The organism is Streptomyces sp. NPDC052301, from assembly GCF_044593395.1.
Lineage (GTDB): Bacteria > Actinomycetota > Actinomycetes > Streptomycetales > Streptomycetaceae > Streptomyces.
On the sequence record NZ_JBIUBE010000017.1, the window covers coordinates 70,798 to 87,581 of the forward strand.

General features: G+C 69.1%; 15 protein-coding genes and 3 pseudogenes. 12 read left to right on the forward strand and 6 right to left on the reverse strand.

The window, feature by feature from the left end:
• The first annotated feature begins 73 nt into the window (after positions 1-73).
• The gene (locus tag ACIHEJ_RS34920; RefSeq protein ID WP_400141632.1) at positions 74-1,072 is read left to right on the forward strand and encodes a YihY/virulence factor BrkB family protein; all 999 of its coding nucleotides are present in this window, start codon (positions 74-76) and stop codon (positions 1,070-1,072) included.
• A gap of 55 nt (positions 1,073-1,127) precedes the next feature.
• Positions 1,128-1,682: a phosphatase PAP2 family protein gene (locus tag ACIHEJ_RS34925; RefSeq protein WP_400141633.1), complete on the forward strand. Its 555-nt coding sequence runs from the start codon at positions 1,128-1,130 to the stop codon at positions 1,680-1,682.
• On the opposite strand, the gene ACIHEJ_RS34930 is transcribed toward ACIHEJ_RS34925, so the two are convergent.
• The 3 genes and pseudogenes from ACIHEJ_RS34930 to gvpJ form a co-directional block, all read right to left on the reverse strand.
• Positions 1,633-1,893: a hypothetical protein gene (locus ACIHEJ_RS34930; protein ID WP_400141634.1), complete on the reverse strand. Its 261-nt coding sequence runs from the start codon at positions 1,891-1,893 to the stop codon at positions 1,633-1,635. The two genes, ACIHEJ_RS34925 and ACIHEJ_RS34930, sit on opposite strands and share 50 nt — an antisense overlap.
• Positions 1,894-1,976: 83 nt before the next feature.
• Positions 1,977-2,765: pseudogene (locus tag ACIHEJ_RS34935) on the reverse strand (GvpL/GvpF family gas vesicle protein).
• Between the two features lie 3 nt (positions 2,766-2,768).
• Positions 2,769-3,155, reverse strand: a complete 387-nt coding sequence (gene gvpJ / locus ACIHEJ_RS34940) for a gas vesicle protein GvpJ (protein WP_400141635.1) — start codon at positions 3,153-3,155, stop codon at positions 2,769-2,771.
• A gap of 343 nt (positions 3,156-3,498) precedes the next feature.
• Between gvpJ and ACIHEJ_RS34945 the strand changes: the two genes are divergently transcribed.
• From ACIHEJ_RS34945 to ACIHEJ_RS34985, 9 genes and pseudogenes are all read left to right on the forward strand, one after another.
• Entirely contained in the window at positions 3,499-3,870 is a 372-nt protein-coding gene (locus ACIHEJ_RS34945; RefSeq protein ID WP_400141709.1) for a phage holin family protein, read from the forward strand.
• Complete coding sequence (locus ACIHEJ_RS34950) at positions 3,867-4,349, forward strand: DUF3618 domain-containing protein (protein ID WP_400141636.1); 483 nt, start codon at positions 3,867-3,869, stop codon at positions 4,347-4,349. The genes ACIHEJ_RS34945 and ACIHEJ_RS34950 overlap by 4 nt, the downstream gene beginning before the upstream one ends.
• A 5-nt stretch (positions 4,350-4,354) precedes the next feature.
• A pseudogene (locus ACIHEJ_RS34955) lies at positions 4,355-4,620 on the forward strand (DUF4235 domain-containing protein).
• A gap of 616 nt (positions 4,621-5,236) precedes the next feature.
• Positions 5,237-5,440 (forward strand): cold-shock protein, encoded by a 204-nt coding sequence (locus ACIHEJ_RS34960; protein ID WP_010982331.1) that lies wholly within the window; start codon positions 5,237-5,239, stop codon positions 5,438-5,440.
• Between the two features lie 400 nt (positions 5,441-5,840).
• Positions 5,841-6,632, forward strand: a complete 792-nt coding sequence (locus ACIHEJ_RS34965; RefSeq protein WP_400141637.1) for a hypothetical protein — start codon at positions 5,841-5,843, stop codon at positions 6,630-6,632.
• A complete protein-coding gene (locus ACIHEJ_RS34970) occupies positions 6,625-7,011 on the forward strand; it encodes a GntR family transcriptional regulator (protein WP_400141638.1) in 387 nt (128 codons plus the stop codon). The genes ACIHEJ_RS34965 and ACIHEJ_RS34970 overlap by 8 nt, the downstream gene beginning before the upstream one ends.
• A gap of 909 nt (positions 7,012-7,920) precedes the next feature.
• Complete coding sequence (locus ACIHEJ_RS34975; RefSeq protein WP_400141639.1) at positions 7,921-8,283, forward strand: hypothetical protein; 363 nt, start codon at positions 7,921-7,923, stop codon at positions 8,281-8,283.
• Between the two features lie 724 nt (positions 8,284-9,007).
• Positions 9,008-9,127: pseudogene (locus tag ACIHEJ_RS34980) on the forward strand (DUF721 domain-containing protein); the annotation flags it as partial.
• Between the two features lie 1,140 nt (positions 9,128-10,267).
• Entirely contained in the window at positions 10,268-10,750 is a 483-nt protein-coding gene (locus ACIHEJ_RS34985) for a hypothetical protein (RefSeq protein ID WP_400141640.1), read from the forward strand.
• Here the strand turns inward: ACIHEJ_RS34985 and ACIHEJ_RS34990 are convergent.
• Positions 10,737-11,021, reverse strand: a complete 285-nt coding sequence (locus ACIHEJ_RS34990; RefSeq protein ID WP_400141710.1) for an ATP-binding protein — start codon at positions 11,019-11,021, stop codon at positions 10,737-10,739. The two genes, ACIHEJ_RS34985 and ACIHEJ_RS34990, sit on opposite strands and share 14 nt — an antisense overlap.
• Before the next feature lie 794 nt (positions 11,022-11,815).
• Here ACIHEJ_RS34990 and ACIHEJ_RS34995 point away from each other — a divergent pair.
• The gene (locus tag ACIHEJ_RS34995; protein ID WP_400141641.1) at positions 11,816-12,784 is read left to right on the forward strand and encodes a hypothetical protein; all 969 of its coding nucleotides are present in this window, start codon (positions 11,816-11,818) and stop codon (positions 12,782-12,784) included.
• A 404-nt stretch (positions 12,785-13,188) separates the two neighbouring features.
• Here the strand turns inward: ACIHEJ_RS34995 and ACIHEJ_RS35000 are convergent, their stop codons facing one another.
• Together ACIHEJ_RS35000 and ACIHEJ_RS35005 are read right to left on the reverse strand one after the other, a co-directional pair.
• Positions 13,189-16,440: a trypsin-like peptidase domain-containing protein gene (locus ACIHEJ_RS35000; RefSeq protein WP_400141642.1), complete on the reverse strand. Its 3,252-nt coding sequence runs from the start codon at positions 16,438-16,440 to the stop codon at positions 13,189-13,191.
• Complete coding sequence (locus ACIHEJ_RS35005; protein WP_400141643.1) at positions 16,430-16,735, reverse strand: trypco2 family protein; 306 nt, start codon at positions 16,733-16,735, stop codon at positions 16,430-16,432. The genes ACIHEJ_RS35000 and ACIHEJ_RS35005 overlap by 11 nt, the downstream gene beginning before the upstream one ends.
• Positions 16,736-16,784 lie beyond the last annotated feature (49 nt).

A 16,784-nucleotide genomic window follows, 5' to 3' on the forward strand; every position in this document is an offset into this window, starting at 1 on the left:
CGGGGGCATGGCGAAGCTGCATCTCCCAGGGCGGAAAGCGGATCACAGGAGCGACGAGGCGCAGGAACGCGCGATGCCCACGCCCGAGGAGGCCTGGCCCGGGCCCGAGGTGGAGCGCCGGGCGCCGGACGCACCGACGAAGCTGACCAAGCAGGCCTGGGGCGCCGTGCTCAAGGGCGCGCTGCGCGAGTTCAAGGACGACGAGCTGACCGACCGCGCGGCGGCTCTCACGTACTACGGAGTGCTGTCGTTGTTCCCGGCCCTGCTGGTGCTGGTGTCACTGCTGGGCATCACCGGCAAGTCGGCCACCGACTCGGTGCTGGCCAACATCAAGAAGTTCGCCCCCGGCTCGGCCAGGGACATCATCACCCGGGCGGTGGAGCAGCTGCAGAGCAACGCCGGCGTCGGCTCGATCATGGCGATCGTCGGCATCGCGCTGGCGGTGTGGTCCGCCTCCGGCTATGTGGCTGCGTTCATCCGCGCGGCGAACGCCGTCTACGACATGCCCGAGGGCCGCCCGGTGTGGAAGATCCTTCCGGTGCGCATCGGCGTGACGGTCGTGCTGATGGTGCTGGCCGTGGTCAGTGCGCTGATCGTGGTGTTCACCGGCAGCCTGGCCCGCCAGGCCGGCACCGCTCTGGGCATCGGGGACACGGCGCTCACGGTGTGGTCGATCGCCAAATGGCCCGTTCTCGTGGTCCTGGTCACCGTCATGATCGCGATCCTGTACTGGGCGAGCCCGAACGCGAAGGTGAAGGGCTTCAGGTGGATCACCCCGGGCAGCTTCCTCGCCCTGGTCATCTGGATGATCGCCTCAGCCGCCTTCGCGTTCTACGTCGCGAACTTCGCCTCCTACAACAAGACCTACGGCACCATGGCCGGCGTCATCGTCTTCCTCCTGTGGCTGTGGATCACCAACCTGGCCATCCTGCTGGGGCTGGAGTTCGACGCCGAGACCGTACGCCAGCGGGCCATCGCGGGCGGCCATCCGGCCGAGGCGGAGCCGTACACCCAGCCCCGCGACACCCAAAAGTGGGACGAGGAGGACCGGCGCCGCCTGGAGGAGACGTGACCCGCCACCTGATGATCTTGGGTGTGGGTCGGTGACCTCGGGATACTTGCCTCCCATGAGGCTTCTGGCGGGGTTGCGTGACGCTGATCGGTCGTTGACCAAACACGCGGCCTCCCGCATCCCGCCCGGCGTCGGCAAGGTGCTCTCAGCGGTGGAGGAGAGCGCCGAGAACACGAAGCTGTGGTGTGGCGCCGCCGCCGCGATGGCGTGGGTGGGAGGGTGGCGCGGCCGTAAGGCGGCGGTGGCCGGACTGGGTGCCCTGGTGATGGCACAGCTGATCTCGAACGGCTTGTGCAAGCAGCTGGCCGACCGGCCCCGGCCACCGAAGGCGTGGTTCCCCCACGACGAGGTCGAGGACCGCCCCGACTCCTCCTCCTTCCCCTCCGGACACACCGCCGCCGCAGTGGCATTCACCGCCGCTGTCGCACCCGCGTGGCCGGCCGCCGGAGCAGTGTGCGCAGTACCCGCCGCCATGGTGGCGCTCGAGCGGGTGCAAAGCGGCGCCCACTACCCAAGTGACGTGGCCGCCGGCGCCGCCATCGGCCTGGCCAGCGCCTGGCTCACCCGCCACGCCCCACGCCTGATCCGGCGTCACTGGCTCCTACGCTGAGGGGAACGGCCGCATCTCCAACGATCAGCAGGCCGTACATCCGAAAGCGTTTCAGCAAGCCGAACCGATGCGCCTCGTCGATGACGTCGCCGTAGAACACCGTCTGTCTGCCGATCATCACAGCCTTCAGCTCGGGGAACGCTTCGGCGGCGGCCTCCCGGACGCAGTCGACGACACGGAACTCGTATCGTGCCGCACTTGTACCGGGCATAGCTTCACGTTGAGCCGGGCCGGGCCCGACAGACATCACCCGCAGCGGTTGGGCCCGCCCCTCCTGTGAGGCTCCGCGGCTCCTTACCCGTCCGGCTGGGCTGCCGCGGCTCCGAACGCTTCCGCGGTGCCGCCTTCGGCCTGCTGGGAGGAGGGGGTGTCGACGAAGCTGTAGGGCGGCAGCGGGCCGTTGACGCGCAGCTCGAGATGCGGATGCTCCCGGCGGAATTTGTCGACCGCGGCCAGGAATCGCTCCGCTGAACCGCGCTCCACCAGGAAGGAGAGGTTGGCCAGCCAGCCACTGCTCTGCGGACCGGCGCTGACTTCCTCGGCCAACGGCTCCAGCGCCTGGTGGAGCAGCTCCGCGTCAGCCGCCTCGCGTGCCTGGACGGCAGCGACGATCATCTCCCCGAGCCGGATCTTCTCCTCCTGTGTGCCGCCGCCGGCCTCGCGGTTCGCTTCCGCCACAGACCGGATGTCGTCGTGGTCGGCCATGATCAGGCGGAGCACGCCCTCTTCATCGTGATTGGCCTTGATGTTGTACTCCGCTGTGCCGTCCAGCGCCCGTAGTCGCTCGAGCAAGTGCTCCGCACGCTAGGCGAGCACCTCGGTCACCGTGTCGTCGTCCGGCGAGGCGCTGGCGAACCGCATCGGCAGGACCACGCCGCCCGCTCCGGCTTCGTCCAGTACACGCTGGTGGGCCAGCAGGTCACGGCGCTTGGGCCGCATCTGATCGGGGGCGTCGCTGACGATCGCGGCCAGATCGCCTTGGCGCAGCACGCGTACCGACCGCGGGGGCTCTCCGATGCCGGCCAGGTCCTCACGGAGGGGGGAGTGCTTGGCCCGGATGATTCCGTAGACGTAGGTGCTCATCTCTCATTCCCCTCTCCGCCGCCCGGCCCGCTCGCCCTGACGCTCCCGGCCGTCGTCACGTGTCTGCTGGAAGACGCCGGAGATCGTCTCCTCGGCGCCGGGCAGGATTCCCTTGGTCTTGCCGGGGGCGCCGGACTGCGTGAGCTCCGTGAGCCCGGCCGGTTTCCCCGGCCCCGCTTCCAGGTCGAGGCGGTTGCACGCTTCGGCGAAACGAAGGTAGGTGTCGACGCTGGCGACGACGATCCGTATGTCGATCTTGAGTATCTCGATACCGAGAAGGGAGACCCTCACGTAAGCGTCGATCACCAGCCCGCGGTCGAGAATGAGTTCCAAAACGTCGTAGAGGCCGCTGGAACCGCCTCCGCCGCCCTGCTGCGTCGCGACGGTCATCGCGACCAACCCCTTGTTCGTCTGCCTTTGCGCGGTCCCGTCGACGCAGTCCCTCGCTGCGACGCAGGCTTCCGGGGCCGAGTAGCCGCCACCACCTGCGACCAAACACACGTACGAGCGAGTCAAATCCCGCAGCACCGCGTCCGTCCAGGCTGCGATCAGACCACCCCCGCCCGCCCTGAACTCGTCCGCTCGGGGTACTCGCGTGCCCATCGGATGGCCGGGCCCATGAGACAGCCCGGCCTGCAGGAACGCACAGGGACGGGAGGTGACCGCCGTGTCGAGCACGCAGTCGCACTATGCCGAATCCGAACACAGCACGGACCGCTCCGGCCAGGAGCCGGTGAGCGAGCTGGTGCAGCGCGCCTCGCAGCAGCTGACCGAGCTGGTACGCGGCGAGCTGAGGCTGGCCCAGGCGGAGATGAAGGAGAAGGGCAAGCGCTACGGAAAGGGCGGTGGCCTGTTCGGCGGCGCCGGAGTCGTCGGCTTCCTGATGCTGCAGGCGCTGGTCGCCACCGCGATCGCCGCGCTGGCGGTGCCGCTGCCGGTGTGGGCGGCGGCGCTGATCGTCACCGCGGTGCTGGGTGTGATCGCCGCGATCATGGCCATGAGTGGAAAGAAGCAGGTCGATCAGGCCGCGCCGCCCGCACCTGAGCAGACGATCGAGAACGTGAAGGCCGACGTGGCCGAGATCAAGGAGAGTGCCCACCGATGACCCAGCCGCCTCACGACGAGCCCACCGCCGCCGGCCCCGACGAGCTGCGCGAGCAGGTCGAGCAGACCCGCGAAGAGCTCGGGCAGACGGTCGAGGCGCTGGCGGCCAAGACCGACGTCAAGGCGCGCGCCCAGGACAAGGCCGCCGAGGTCAAGGAGCAGGTCGGCACGAAGGCCGGCGAACTGAAGGAGCAGGCCGCGGTCAAAGCCGGGGAACTGAAGGCAAAGGCCGCCGACCTGGCACACCAGGCGCAGGACAGGCTGCCCGACCCGGTCAAGGACAAAGCCGTCCAGGCCGCCGGGCAGGCCCGAGCGAAGGCGGCCCAGGCCGGGCAGGTGTGGCAGGAGAAGGCGCCTGATCCGGTGCGGCAGAAGACGGCCCAAGGGGCGCAGCTGGCGCGGGACAACCGCACGGTGCTGCTGGCGGCCGCGGGCGTGGCCCTCGTGGCGTGGCTGGCCTGCCGCCGCCGGAAGGGGTGAGCCGGGTGAAGGCATCAAAGATCGCCTACAAGCCGGTCGGTCTGGCGCTCCGGGCCGTCAGCGGAATCGACGCAGGATCGCTGTTCAGGCAGGTGTGGAAGATGCTGGGCCACGACGAGAACGCCCCGGACGCCACCGACGAAGAACGCTCCTGGCGCGAGGTGCTGCTCGCTGCCACGCTGCAAGGGGCGTCTTCGCCGGTGTCAAAGCCGCCGTCGACCGCGCCGGCGCCACCGCCACCCGCCGCTTGACCGGCACCTGGCCCGGCTGACGTATGAGGAGGAGCAAGGGCCGGTACGACACGGACCGGCCCTCTCATCGCCCCCGGCACGTACCCGCACGAAGGACGCCCACAGTCATGTCCGATCAGCATGCGGCCACCGCGCTGACCGCCGCCGCAGTCATCGCCACGGTCTTGGTCGCCCGTGCCGTCGTCCTTCACCAGGGCGACCGAAGGCGTGTCGCGCGCGTAGCAAACCTCGTGCGCCGTCGCACCGCACCTCGCGCGGACAAATCCGCGTCATCTGCGGCCGCAGTGTCGGACGCCTCCTCCTGCGCCGTACGAGAGGCTGAGCAGCACGTCCACCACTGCTGGCGGCAACTCCAAACGCGCGCCGACCCATCCGAGTGACCCGCCCGTGGGCGCAGTCGGCGATGCCCCGGCGCAAGCACGCAGCGGTCGGCGGTCGGCGGCACGTGCGGGCGAGAGCACGGGCGGGGGCTTACCGGTGTAGCGTCAGAGTCAGCTGTCATGGTTCCGAAGTACCGGTCGCCCGTGAGCGTGCGCACAGGCGTTTCTGCTGTTCAGAGTGTCTGAGGACCAAGGCGATCACCTCCCGGTTCCCGCGCGGTGCAGGAACCGATTCCCAGTCCCCTTGGAGGACAGAATGGCCAGCGGAACCGTCAAGTGGTTCAACTCGGAAAAGGGCTTCGGCTTCATCGAGCAGGACGGCGGTGGCCCCGACGTCTTCGCTCACTACTCCAACATCGCCAGCTCCGGCTTCCGTGAGCTCCAGGAAGGCCAGAAGGTGAACTTCGACGTCACCCAGGGCCAGAAGGGCCCGCAGGCGGAGAACATCACCCCCGCCTGAACGGCTTGATCCTCCACGGCACCCGCCCGTCACCTCGTTGGCGGGTGGGTGCCGTGCGCTCTGCAGCGGCAGAGCACCAGCTGCACCCCCGGGCGGACGGTTGCCGTCGCGCGCTCGCCGTGCACCGTGGGTTCGCGCCGCCGTGGCCCTGGCTGCTGCCCATCCCGACGACGCTGCCCTGTACTGCGACGTACTCCTCAACATCGACCCCGAGGCGCTCAGGAAGCCTACGCGCAGCTGGCGCAACGCCGGCACGACCAAGGTCAGCACCACGTGGGGTTGTCTCGCGCCGGAGGTCACCTCCACCTGCGTCGTCTTGTACCGGATGTTTGACACAAGATCGCAGCTAGGGCATCTTGTGCTTGCCACTTGGTACAAGATGATGCGAGGGGGACCCTCTATGCTCGACGCCGCCCCGTTCCAGCGCCGCTTTCTCGATCACGCGAACTACTACGCCCGCTGGTCCGGGCTGGCCATCGGTATCGTGGCCGCACAGGCGCTGTCCACGCTGGGGCACATCGAGTTCGAGCAGCGCTTGGTCTTCTGCATCACGGCCTTCGGTCTGTGCGCGGTGGCGGGCGTGCTTCTTGCCGACGCGCTGACCCTGCTACCTCAAGACCCGGTACGCACCGCAAGTCTCGCCCCGCGCCTGGTCAGAGACCATGTGCCACCCCGCATGGGCCCCCTGATCGCTCTTCAGGGGGTTTCGCTCGCAGTGCTGCTGGCCATCACATCTGTCATGGCCTCCGTCGACCCGCACCGCATTTTCAGCACGGGCAAGGTCATCGCCGTCACCTGCGACGGGGTGCCGGCAACGCTGGGCCCCTGGCCAGGGATGTACTACAGCCTTCCGACGTTCGGCGCCCTGGCCATAGCCACCCCGACCTGCATGTGGGCTCTGCGCCGCATCGTTCACGGGCCGGGCGGGGCGCAGCAGCGTCGTGACCGCGCGTGGGCGGTCACTGGGGCCTGGGGCCTGCTGGTGTCGAGCCAGCAGCTGTACGCCGTGCTGATGATCTCCGTCTCGCTCACGGAGACGGGCTGCACCGGTGCGATGGGCGCGCTCACCTTCTGGGTGTTCTATCCCTTGGCCCTGCTGAACCTGTTCACGGTCGTCTGGTCGCTGATCACCGTGGTGGCCCCCCGGGCCGTCGATGACGATGCGGTGAGGGGGCCCCTCGACGATGAATGAGCCCGCCGTCCGCGTCGATACTGCCAGCCAGGTACCGCCATACGCGCAGATCCGCGCCCAACTCGGCGCGCTGATCGTCACCGGCCGGCTGGCCGAGGGCGACCGGCTGCCGACCGTCCGCCAACTGGCCACGGACCTCGGCCTCGCACCAGGCACCGTGGCCCGCGCCTACCGCGAACTGGAGACCGCTGGGCTGATCCGCACCCGCCGCGGGGCGGGCTCCCGGGTCGCGGCACCCCCAGCCGGCCCGACCCGTCCATACGCCTCCGAACTCGCCACCCTTGCCCGCGACTTCACCTCTTCCGCCCGCGCGCTGGGCGCCGATGCCGAGGCCGTCATGGCCGCCGTCCGCGACGCCCTGGGTCCGGACCGTCCCTAGCTACTTGCTCCTGCGGAACTTCGCACGTACCTCTGGGCAGAGCTGGTGGGGGGGCGTATGGCCACAGTCGCTCAGCCGCCCGCATTCGGCCCGCTGCTCTTCTCGCGGAGCGTGAACGACTTGGGTGCGCCGCACGGTTGCGGCTTACGTGCTCTTGGCGTGCTTGCCGCGTGCGGCGGGCTCGTGCCAGCCGTTGATGATGACCGGGAAGTGCATGTCCCCGCGGTTGCTCAATCCTGCCCCCTCACTGGCCGGTGGTAGCCCCCCTTCCCGCCCTCATCCAGGCCGGCGGGGGACTACGGCCACCCTTCGAGACCCCTGGCGAGTCAGTCCTTCAGCGAGCGCCCGCAGGCCGCGGCGCGGGCCCGGACAGAGAAGGCGCTCTCGCCGCCCCGCAGGCGATGCTTGACACGCAACCCGTCCAGGACGACGCCCATCGCTGACAGGGCGATGCCGGCCCTGCGGCAATCCCGGACGACAGTGGCACCGTCCACGCCGACGGCAGCGATCCACGCCCGACTCTCCACGGGCCGCAACCCCACCCGGGCCCAGGCCCGCGCCCGATTCCTCAGCTCGGAGGTGCCCAGGTGCGGGGCCTGACGGCTGACCAGGGTGAAGGCGTGGGACTCCAGCGAGCGTCCATCGCCGCGGCGGCCTGACCGGTCCGAGCTCCGCCGGGCAGTGGCGGCGCGGGCGGTGCGCCGGCGGACCGCGGCGAGGTCGCCCGCCAGGTCAAGGCCCTCGCGGGCGGCGATGGCCCGCCGGCAGCTGCGCGAGGGCCGCCGCCCGGATCTCGGGAAATGACGTCCTTCAGCTGGGTCTTGAGCAGCCACAAGTGAGTACGTCTACGCGCTTGGATGAGTAGAGCGCCTCATGAAGTGCACGAGTGCTGGCGACGATCATCAGCTCATGAATCCTCAGACCTATGCGAAACTCTACGGCCCGTGGAAGCCGGTACCGTCGGCCAGACCCCATCCAGGGGTCACGTTGCTGACGGCTCTGCTCGGCGTTGCCACGGGCTTGTCGATGGCATGGCTGACTTTCCTGGTCAGCATGGTCGCACTGTGGGGTGCGGCGGAAGGGGCGGCCGTCGGGGGTCTTCTCGCGGAGTACGCGGCGGGCGTGGCTGTCGGTGCCGCACTGCTCGCCGCGCTCGCTTTCGTGCCCGGGGTACGTCGCATGGCGCCGGCTGAACGGCGGCTGTTGCTGACCGTGGTGGCGTGTCCTGTCCCACTTGTTCTGGCTGTCGTGACCTGGTTGGGCGTTGGCTGACCCCCTCTCCTGCCTGGCATCGAACGATCGTGGGGCGGATCACCTTGCACAAGGTGATTCCTCCGGCGCGAGACGGGCTGCGGTACGTCAGCAGCGCCCGGTTGTGGGCGTCGTCGCAGGATCTCCGAGGCCTCCAGGTCGATACAGGCGCTTCTACGGCCGCGCCGTCCTGCTCAGGCAGCTTGGCCAAGCCGGTGCGCCTCCCTAGGAGCGCCGGCGCTCACCCGGAGGGGCCACCAAGCAGGCACGATTACAGGCTGTGCCCTAGCGTCGGAGTGCCTTGCGCTACTGACAGGACGGGCAGGGCATGGGCGGCCCCACGCCTCGCGCCCTGGTCGAGGGGCCGCCCGTCCGTCTCAGCTCCATGACAGCCAGCTTGGCCAACTCGACACGGCGGCCAATACGGAGGCCGGCGGTGGGGACGGTCGGAACACCCTCGCGTCGGCAGGGAGGGCTGGGTCGGCGAGAAGGTGGCTTCGTTCACGAGAACGGGCAGCAGATGTTCACCACTTCGGGAGGCGCCACAGCACACCGAGAATTCGAACACTGAGTGAGTCGCTTGCCGTAGTCAGAGGCGGCGGCTGGCACTTGCCCACGCCTCGTTGATACTCCACGACGGCGGCAGGTGCCGTTGCCGCAATGGATGCGAAAACATGTTGGCGCCAGACCCTCGACCTCCCAAAGTGGTCGACATCTGGTGTCCAATCTCATGAACAAAGCCAACCCGGCCATCGCCGAAGCGGTGGAGCGGCAGACCGCCGCGCTGCGGGAGCTGAGCCGCTGCGCGTTTCCCGAGCCGGACGCCGTCCCGGACGACGCGCCGGCCCCGATCGAGGCGATCCGGAACACGGCCTGAGGGGGGTACAGCTCCCTGTTACTGGTGGCGGGAATCCGGCAGCGTGTGGAGCCGAAGGCTCATCCGTCGGCTTGGCAGCCGTCAGGTGGGCCGCCGACGGGCTTGAAGGCCCCATGGCGTGGCGTGGCCTAAGGTTCTACAGTCCCGAAGGAGTTGTCGCAGAGGGGCATATGGCCAAGAGGAAGTACGTCAACGCCACACTCGCCGGGCTGATGACCCAGCCCGCGTGATCATCGGTTGGTGTGTGGACAAACGAAGATCGTGATCCGCCGCAACCGCACCAGTGGTGAACTCGGGGGCCGCGCCAGCCATCCCCGACCGGTCCACCCTGCAGGCTGGGCACTCCACCCCCAAGCTCGCGCACGAAGCGCGCCCCGCCGAGTAGCGTCGTACTGGCAAAAGCTGCTCGGACTATCCCTGGCCTTGGCACCGGTGCCCTGCCTGGCCGAAGCCGCAACGTCATCAAGGACTCGGCAGGCCAAGGCCCCTTCTGCGGACTGCTGAACGTGACACGCGCTCAGAGCCGAACCGCGTCTGTCCAGGTCGTCGAATTCTCCGATTGTGTCGGCGAGCTGGTCGCCGACGATGTGCTGCTGGCCGACTCGCCCGAATGTCTCAACGCACTGGTCGCGCTGAACCCACCAGTCCACCGGGGATGTGTTTGAGTCCCTTGAGCTGGGTGTCAGTGCGACGTTCCGCCTGTTCACAGCCCCTGCCCTGGATGTGGGCGAATCGTTCGGGTACCCAGGCGTGGCCCTCCTCCCGGGAGGCGAGGGGCTGCTGCGCGGGACCTCGTCCAGACCGCCGAACTGGCTTGCTTCGACGCACGCTGCTCGGGACGACGCCCTGGCGTGTGGCGGAGCTCACCAAGCGGTCGCCCGGTACGCGGCGTAACCCGCCAGCTCAAACGCTCACCCGCCAACTGCAGCGTTGGAGATGAGGCGGTCGATGCGGCCGGCCGTCGGATCCGCAGCCGGGGCCCGGGACCAGTCCAGGTCCGTCCGCCGGAGCTTTCGTCGCCGGCCGGCTGTATGCCGGTGACCGCCGTTGGCGGCAGCGCGACATCGAGGGGTAATCTCACGCTCGCATTGATCACGTTCCGCCACTCAACGACGGGGATCCGCAGGCATGTCGACACCTCCGCCGCAGTACCAGAATCAGCCGCCGTACGGGCAGCCGCAGCAGCCCTACGGGTACCCGCAGCAGCCACAGGCCCCCCATGGTCACCCGCAGCAACCGCAGCCTCCCCGTGGGGCGCAGCGACCGCAGCCGGGCGGTCTGGGGCGGATGCTGCGGTCCGCCGTCATCGTCATAGCCGTGTTCGGCGCCCTCGGCTACTGGGTCTGGGACTACAACACCGACCCCAACGGCGGCAAGGCGAAGAAGGAGGCCGAGGCGGCATCGCACAATCCGTCCATCGGCGACTGCGTCAAGGTGGAGGACCCTCAGGGCAGTCCGGTACCGACGGTCGTCGACTGCGACTCTCCCGAGGCTGAGTACAAGATGGGCGACCTGGTGGTCGCGGGCCAGCGGTGCGGGTCCGAGTACGACTACGGCATCAAGGTAACCCGCCGGGGCCTGGGCCACACGATGTGCTTCACCAAGCTCTGAGCCTCTGATCCCGTTCGCGGCCGCCGCTCCCAGGAGCGGGCGTCGGCCGCGCGGGCACCTCGGGCCAACCGGGCGCTGATGTCGGCGGCCGTCGGCACCGCGCCAGGAACCACCACGGCCAAGGCCGACGCCGCACCCGTGCTTCGGCCAGGCGGGCCACCCGCTGGACGGCGGTGGCGAAGGCAACCCGGTGGCCGGTCTGACGGGCCCGGTTGCCGAGCCCTGCGGCCAGGTGGGTCTTGCCGGTGACGGGCGGCCCCCAAGGAAGAATGCGGCAGCATCCAGGTGCTGGTCGGGTCGGCCACCCCGGCCCCCGTCAAACGGCGCAGGGCGTCGGCGTGGGTCAGTCGGCGGTGCAGGAGTTGCGGACAGGTGCGCGACAGGCACCTGTCAGTACGTCACCGCAGGGGTCCCGGTCAGGACCCGCCGGGACATGAGCGTCGACTCCGCAGAGCAGGCCGCCCTCGCGGATGAGGTCAGCCGCTGCCCGGACGCCCCTGTCGCCGTCACACCGGCCCGCTGACCAGCTCGCAGCACCCGTGTCCGCCGTGCGCCGTCGCAAGCAGTGCTCATGACACCGAGGCCGAGCTGCCGACGTTGCGCGAGTCTCCCGCTGAGTCATGGATCCGCCTGCAGACGACGAACCCATCGAGTCGACCTGCGTGACCGTCCGGCTGCCGACCGAGGTCACCAACGGGGCCGACTCCCGCGCTGCCGCCCTCGCGATTGTCTTCAAGCTCGTCGAGTACGCCCAGCCGCGGCGGAGGGCCGTGAACGCACCCCGCCTCGTCGCCCTCGTCCGAGCCGGAGCCCGCTTCGAACGAGGACACTTCGTTGTGCGGCGGCCCGGCTGCGCGACGGACCGCCGCCCTCGTGGCATGAGTGATCCCAGGACCACTGAGCCTGCATTCCCGAATGATCGTTCGTCAGGCAGCTCGTATGCGCAGTCCCCCTGCATGACGAGATCGGTCTCCGCCACCCGACGGAGGCGAACGCTCCCCATGGCTGACGTACTCGGGCAGGGGATGTCCGAGGCTGGGGTTCCACTGAGGAAAGGACATCCACGTGGAACGCTGGGACCGGGTCGGCCGGTGCGCTGGATACGGGGCGGCCCTGGCCGTGTCGCCCTATTTGTTGATCAAGGTGTCGTGGGTCGTCGGCTCGCTACTGGGACTGGCGCCGATCGGCGAGGGCTTCAACCTGGCCGGTTGGGTCCTCCTCAATACCGTGACCATCGCCATGGCGGGCATCGGGATCTCCCTGGCGCTCGCCCTGGTGCGCCCGTGGGGCATGCTGATACCGGGGCGGCTGGTGGCCTTCTGCGCCTGGACGGGGGCAGGGTTCCTGGTGTCGATACTGCCGTACGCGGTGGTCAGCACGGTGCTGGATGCTGCGCGCAGCGGCGCGTCGAACAGCGGGGACGACCACTCCGCCATGCCTGGCTGGGAAGGCGCGCTGATCCAGTTCAGCTTCATCGGGATGGGGCTGGGGCTGGCCCTCGCGCTCCCCGCCTACCTGCGGCGTCGCTGGCCGGAAGCCTTCACCGCGAGAGTCGCGGACGGTACCCGTACCGCTGTGCCATGGGCTGCTGCTGTCGCAGCCGTCATCGGTCTTGCCTGGCTGTACTGGGCAGTTGGCGGCACCCTCGGAGTCGCACACCCGGCGGAGCGGGACATCAAGGGATACCTGCTGACGGGGCTGGGTGCGCTGTGGGCGCTCGCCGGATCCGCCGCCGTCTGGATGCTTGCCCGACGGCGTCCTGTCCGAATCCCCCACCACCTTCTGCTGGCGCTCGGCTGGCTCGGGTCGGGCTCGCTCTTCGCGTGGAGCGGCTGGAAACTGCCCCTCACGCTGTTCGTGGCACTGGCCCACCCCCGCGACGCCGCCTTGCCGGAAAACCTCGCCGTCGCTGCGGTGCTGCACGCAGCCGCCGTTGTGGCGGGGGTCGGCATGTTGAGAACACTGGTCGGCTCACGTCCGCGCACCCGCGCCGGCACCCCCGCCGGCCCCAGCCCGGCACCCCTGCACACGTAGAGCTGGGCGATACGGAGGGGGCGAAGCCCCCCAACGCAGGCATCCAGTCGCACCCACCGGTCGACAGGAATCGACGGTCACTCGCCGTCGCGCCTCAGGCGCTGACTGGTCCGGCGCAAGGGGCCTTCGCTGCGATCGCTGTCGCAGCCAGAGCCCCTTCGGCCGAGGCCACGGTGCGAGCATCAGTTCCAGGGCGCTGCAGTCGTGGTCCCGGGTGTCGGTGACGCAATGCCGTGGAACTGCCACACGGGCGGGCCGCCAGGACCGCCAAGCCACGTAGCCGTCGGGCAGGAGGCGCGATGGGCGCTGTCCTCGGTGATGGCGCCGGGCACTCACCGTGGAACAGGACCTGCCCGCCGCGCAGTCGGTTTCTGCAGCCTGAACACGCTGACCAGCCGGCCACGTCACAGCGGTTCGTGGTCGGTCCGTCGTGCCGATCTCCTCAGCACGAAGGGCAGGAGAACGCGGTTCTGTATGCGGAAGTACAACGTGAGGAGCCTAATCTGCCGGCCGTAGGCCATTTCGCGGATGTCTGTTTCCAGTCTGAGGCGGTCCTCCTCCGAGCGCACCCGAAGCGGGATCCCCTTGTGGATCATGGACCGGATGATCTTCGCGCGACGACGGTAGTAGCGATGAACCTGCGCGTTCTGCGCCAGTGAACGCAAGAGCTCCGGTGCGCGCTTGTCGTCATGTTCGGCGAGAACTCTGGCTGCTTTGACGTGGACGAAGGACTTGATCAGACGACTGCAGTCCGAGCAGCTGGCAGGATTGGCCAGTTCCCGAAGAACGGTCCGGGCCCGCGAATCCCCCAGCCTGGACAGCGAGTGTGCGGCGTTGACACGCGATACGGGATCGAGGCCCCGGTCGCGGGTCATGGCCACGAGTATCGCGCGGGCGCGCGGGTCGTCGAACCGGACCCCCAGCAGGCGGGCCGCAAGGGCACGCCCGGAGCCCTCGAAGCGGCTGTCCCTGGCCAGGGACAACAACAGCTCCTGGGCGTTGTCGTGACCGAGTTGGGAAAGGCCGCCCGCCGCGAAGACCCGGGCGAGCGGATGGAGACCGTCTCCGTGCACCAGTTCCAGCAGAATCTTCGTCCCGCGCTCGTCCCCGCCTTCGGCGACCCTGAACGCCGCCTGGACTCTGGCCAGGCCGTTGAACAGACGCATGAGGTTCCCGGCTGCCTCGTTGGACCGGATGACGGGCAGGGGTGAGAGGCCGCCCGCGTTCGTGTCCCGGGCGATGCCGAGGAGGATCGACTGTGCACGAGCGTCATTGAGGTCGGCCAGCGCCAGGGCCGCCCGGAGCGACGAGTCCTGCAGGAGATTCGGCCCACCGGCTCTCGAGGCGAGCGCTTCGGTCGCCGTCGTCACGGTTTCTCGCCTCAGCCGGGTCCCCAGCCGTGCCTGGGCCGCGATCAACTCCAGGTCCGAGAGCTCTCCGTCGCGGGCCAGCCGGTGCAGCGTACGGCTGCCGCTCCCGTCCGCCGCTTCAGCGTCCAGCAGGAACCCGATGTACGACATGTGAGCGGTGCGACGGGCCGTTCGGGCTCGGCGACCACCCGGCAGCTCAGGAAGGAGGCCGGGGCCGAGGAACGCGCGGAGCTCCTTCTTCCATTGCCGCGCGGATCGGGTGGCGGCTTCGGCCGCGAGGTAGTCGGCGAGTGTCTGGTGGAGAAAACGGAACCCGGATTCGTCCTCCGTGAACAGGCCGCTGTGTCTGAGGAGATCGCCCAGGAACTGCAGCCAGGTCTCCTCCGGGACCGGGTCGGGCCGTGCCGCCTCCGGGCGCCCGCGTACGGCGTCCAGGACGCTGAAGTCTCTGCGGACCGGGGCGGCCGGCGCGATGAGGCCGGCGGACATGGCGATCTGCCTGGAGGCGACCTCGGCCACCATCACGAAGAAGCTGTCGACGGTCAGTTGTGCCCGGTGCAGTACCTCGTCTCCATAGCGGCCGAGCGCCTGCCGTGTCTGCTCCTTGATGCCCGCGAGCCCGGCGGCATGATGGCGGTCGGCGAGAGCGCCGACGAAACGCCGGAAGAGGTCGCCTCGGTCAGCCGGCAGAGGTCCGTCCGGTGCTGCCTGGCGAAGAGCACACAGGAGGGCGCCCATGAGGGGGACCGTACCCATACCGTCCGTGGCCCCGGGGAACGGTGCCCGTCCTCGCGGCATCGGCTCGGTACTGACACGGCTGGAAGCGCGGAACCAGTTCGCCGCGAGCTGGTGGAGTTCCATCGCGTCGAAGGGGAGCAGTTCGAAAGCTTGAGTGTCCGCTCCCAGGATGCTCACTTGGTCTTCCGGGAGAGGCCTGGTGGTGACAAGGAATCGGAAGGGACTGGTGCCGTGTTCGGCCCGGCAGCCGAAAGCGGCGATGGTCTGCAGTGCTTCGCGCCGGTGTTCCGGCAACAGGATCTCATCCAGGGCGTCCACCATCACCAGCCACGGAACGCCACGTTCCGGTTCGGTGCGGAAGACGTCCGGGGATGGCTCCTCCAGCAACCCGAACCTGCTCAGGTCTCGGGTGACGGCCCGGCAGATGGCCTGCGGTAACGACTCCTTCCTCACCAGGTCGCTGGCTCGGAGGAGAACCGGCAGCACATGCACGTCCTCACCTGCGAGACGTCGTGCGGCCAGGGACGCCAGCACCATCCGCAGCAAGGTGGACTTTCCGCCTCCTGGGCCGGCCGTCAGCAGCGTCACACCCTTGGCCCGGTGGAGCAGGCGATGCATCAGCTCGTCCGCGGACAGTTCGGCCGCCACGATGGCAGCGGCCCCTGATCCGCGCGGGCGGGCTCGCTGGCCGACATGGATGTCGGCCAGCGGTGGTGCCTCGCCCAGGATGCTGCCGACGTAGGGGTGTTCCCTCGTCGAAGCGAGCGCCGCAGACAGGTAGGCGTGAATACGCTGTGCCCGCGGGTCGGTGTCCGTCAGCCTGCCGGGGTGGCGAGGCAGGCCGATCAGGGTGTGGAGCGTGTCGCGTTCCTCGCGGGAGAGCTTCTGATGCCACCGGTCGATCCGGCTCGCGGTCAGAGTCCCCGCCCCGTCGGTGGCGCGGTGCTCACTGACGACACCGATCAGGCACCCCCCGCTCCACACCGCGGCCCCGGACATGCCCTCCCAGGGCGAATGACGGCCGGAGTCCGGGATGTCGCCGGGAGGTTCGACGGTGATCTCGAGCGTGCCTTCGCGTCGCCCCGACAGACCTGCTGCGTGCCCGTACGCTTGCCGGGTGTCGCGGTACTCCATCCCGCCGGCGCGCGTGCCTCCTTCACGACGGAGCTTGAAGAGGGGAAAGCCCATCGCTTCGCACGGCACGGCACCGCTCAGCCGCCCGTACCGCGTAGTCCCCTGCACCCGCGGGGGGACATCGTCACCGCCGGCGCCCGACACCGGACGAAGCTTCAAGACGGCGACATCAAGCCCGAAGTGCAGAAATTCCGTGTCCGCGTCGATGTCGCCGGGGGCGCCACCGTCGTCTAGAAAACGAACCCGGACATGGCGAGCACCGTCAAGGACATGCGCAGCGGTGAGCACCCGGCCCGATGCGACCTGATAGCCGGATCCCCGTCTGCCGCCACCGTCTTCGCTCACCGTGACGATCTGGACGACCTGACGATCGTCCAGTCCGCTCGGAGCGAGGAGTCCGCCGTCACTGCTCATGGGAGCCGGCCGTACCGGACACGAAGGGACGCGTTCTGACACCACCCGACTCGACCGTGGGCTGCAGGGACAACTTCACCCGCTGGACGGCATTGTGGTTGAGCGAGCCGTCCACGCCGAGATCCACGACCCAGAACTTCACCTTCGCAGAGGTTCCGGCTTTCCTCTCCAGCGCGAGCGACACCTCCAGTTCGACCGATCCCAGTTCGAATTTGAGGGCCTGGCCGTTGGCTGCTGCGATGGACTGCTCAAGCTCTTCCCGCAGATCTCTCAGAACCGCCGACAGCTCGATCATGGCTCTTCCCCCTTGGACCGGCTTGAACTCCGCGCACTGAAACGGTACG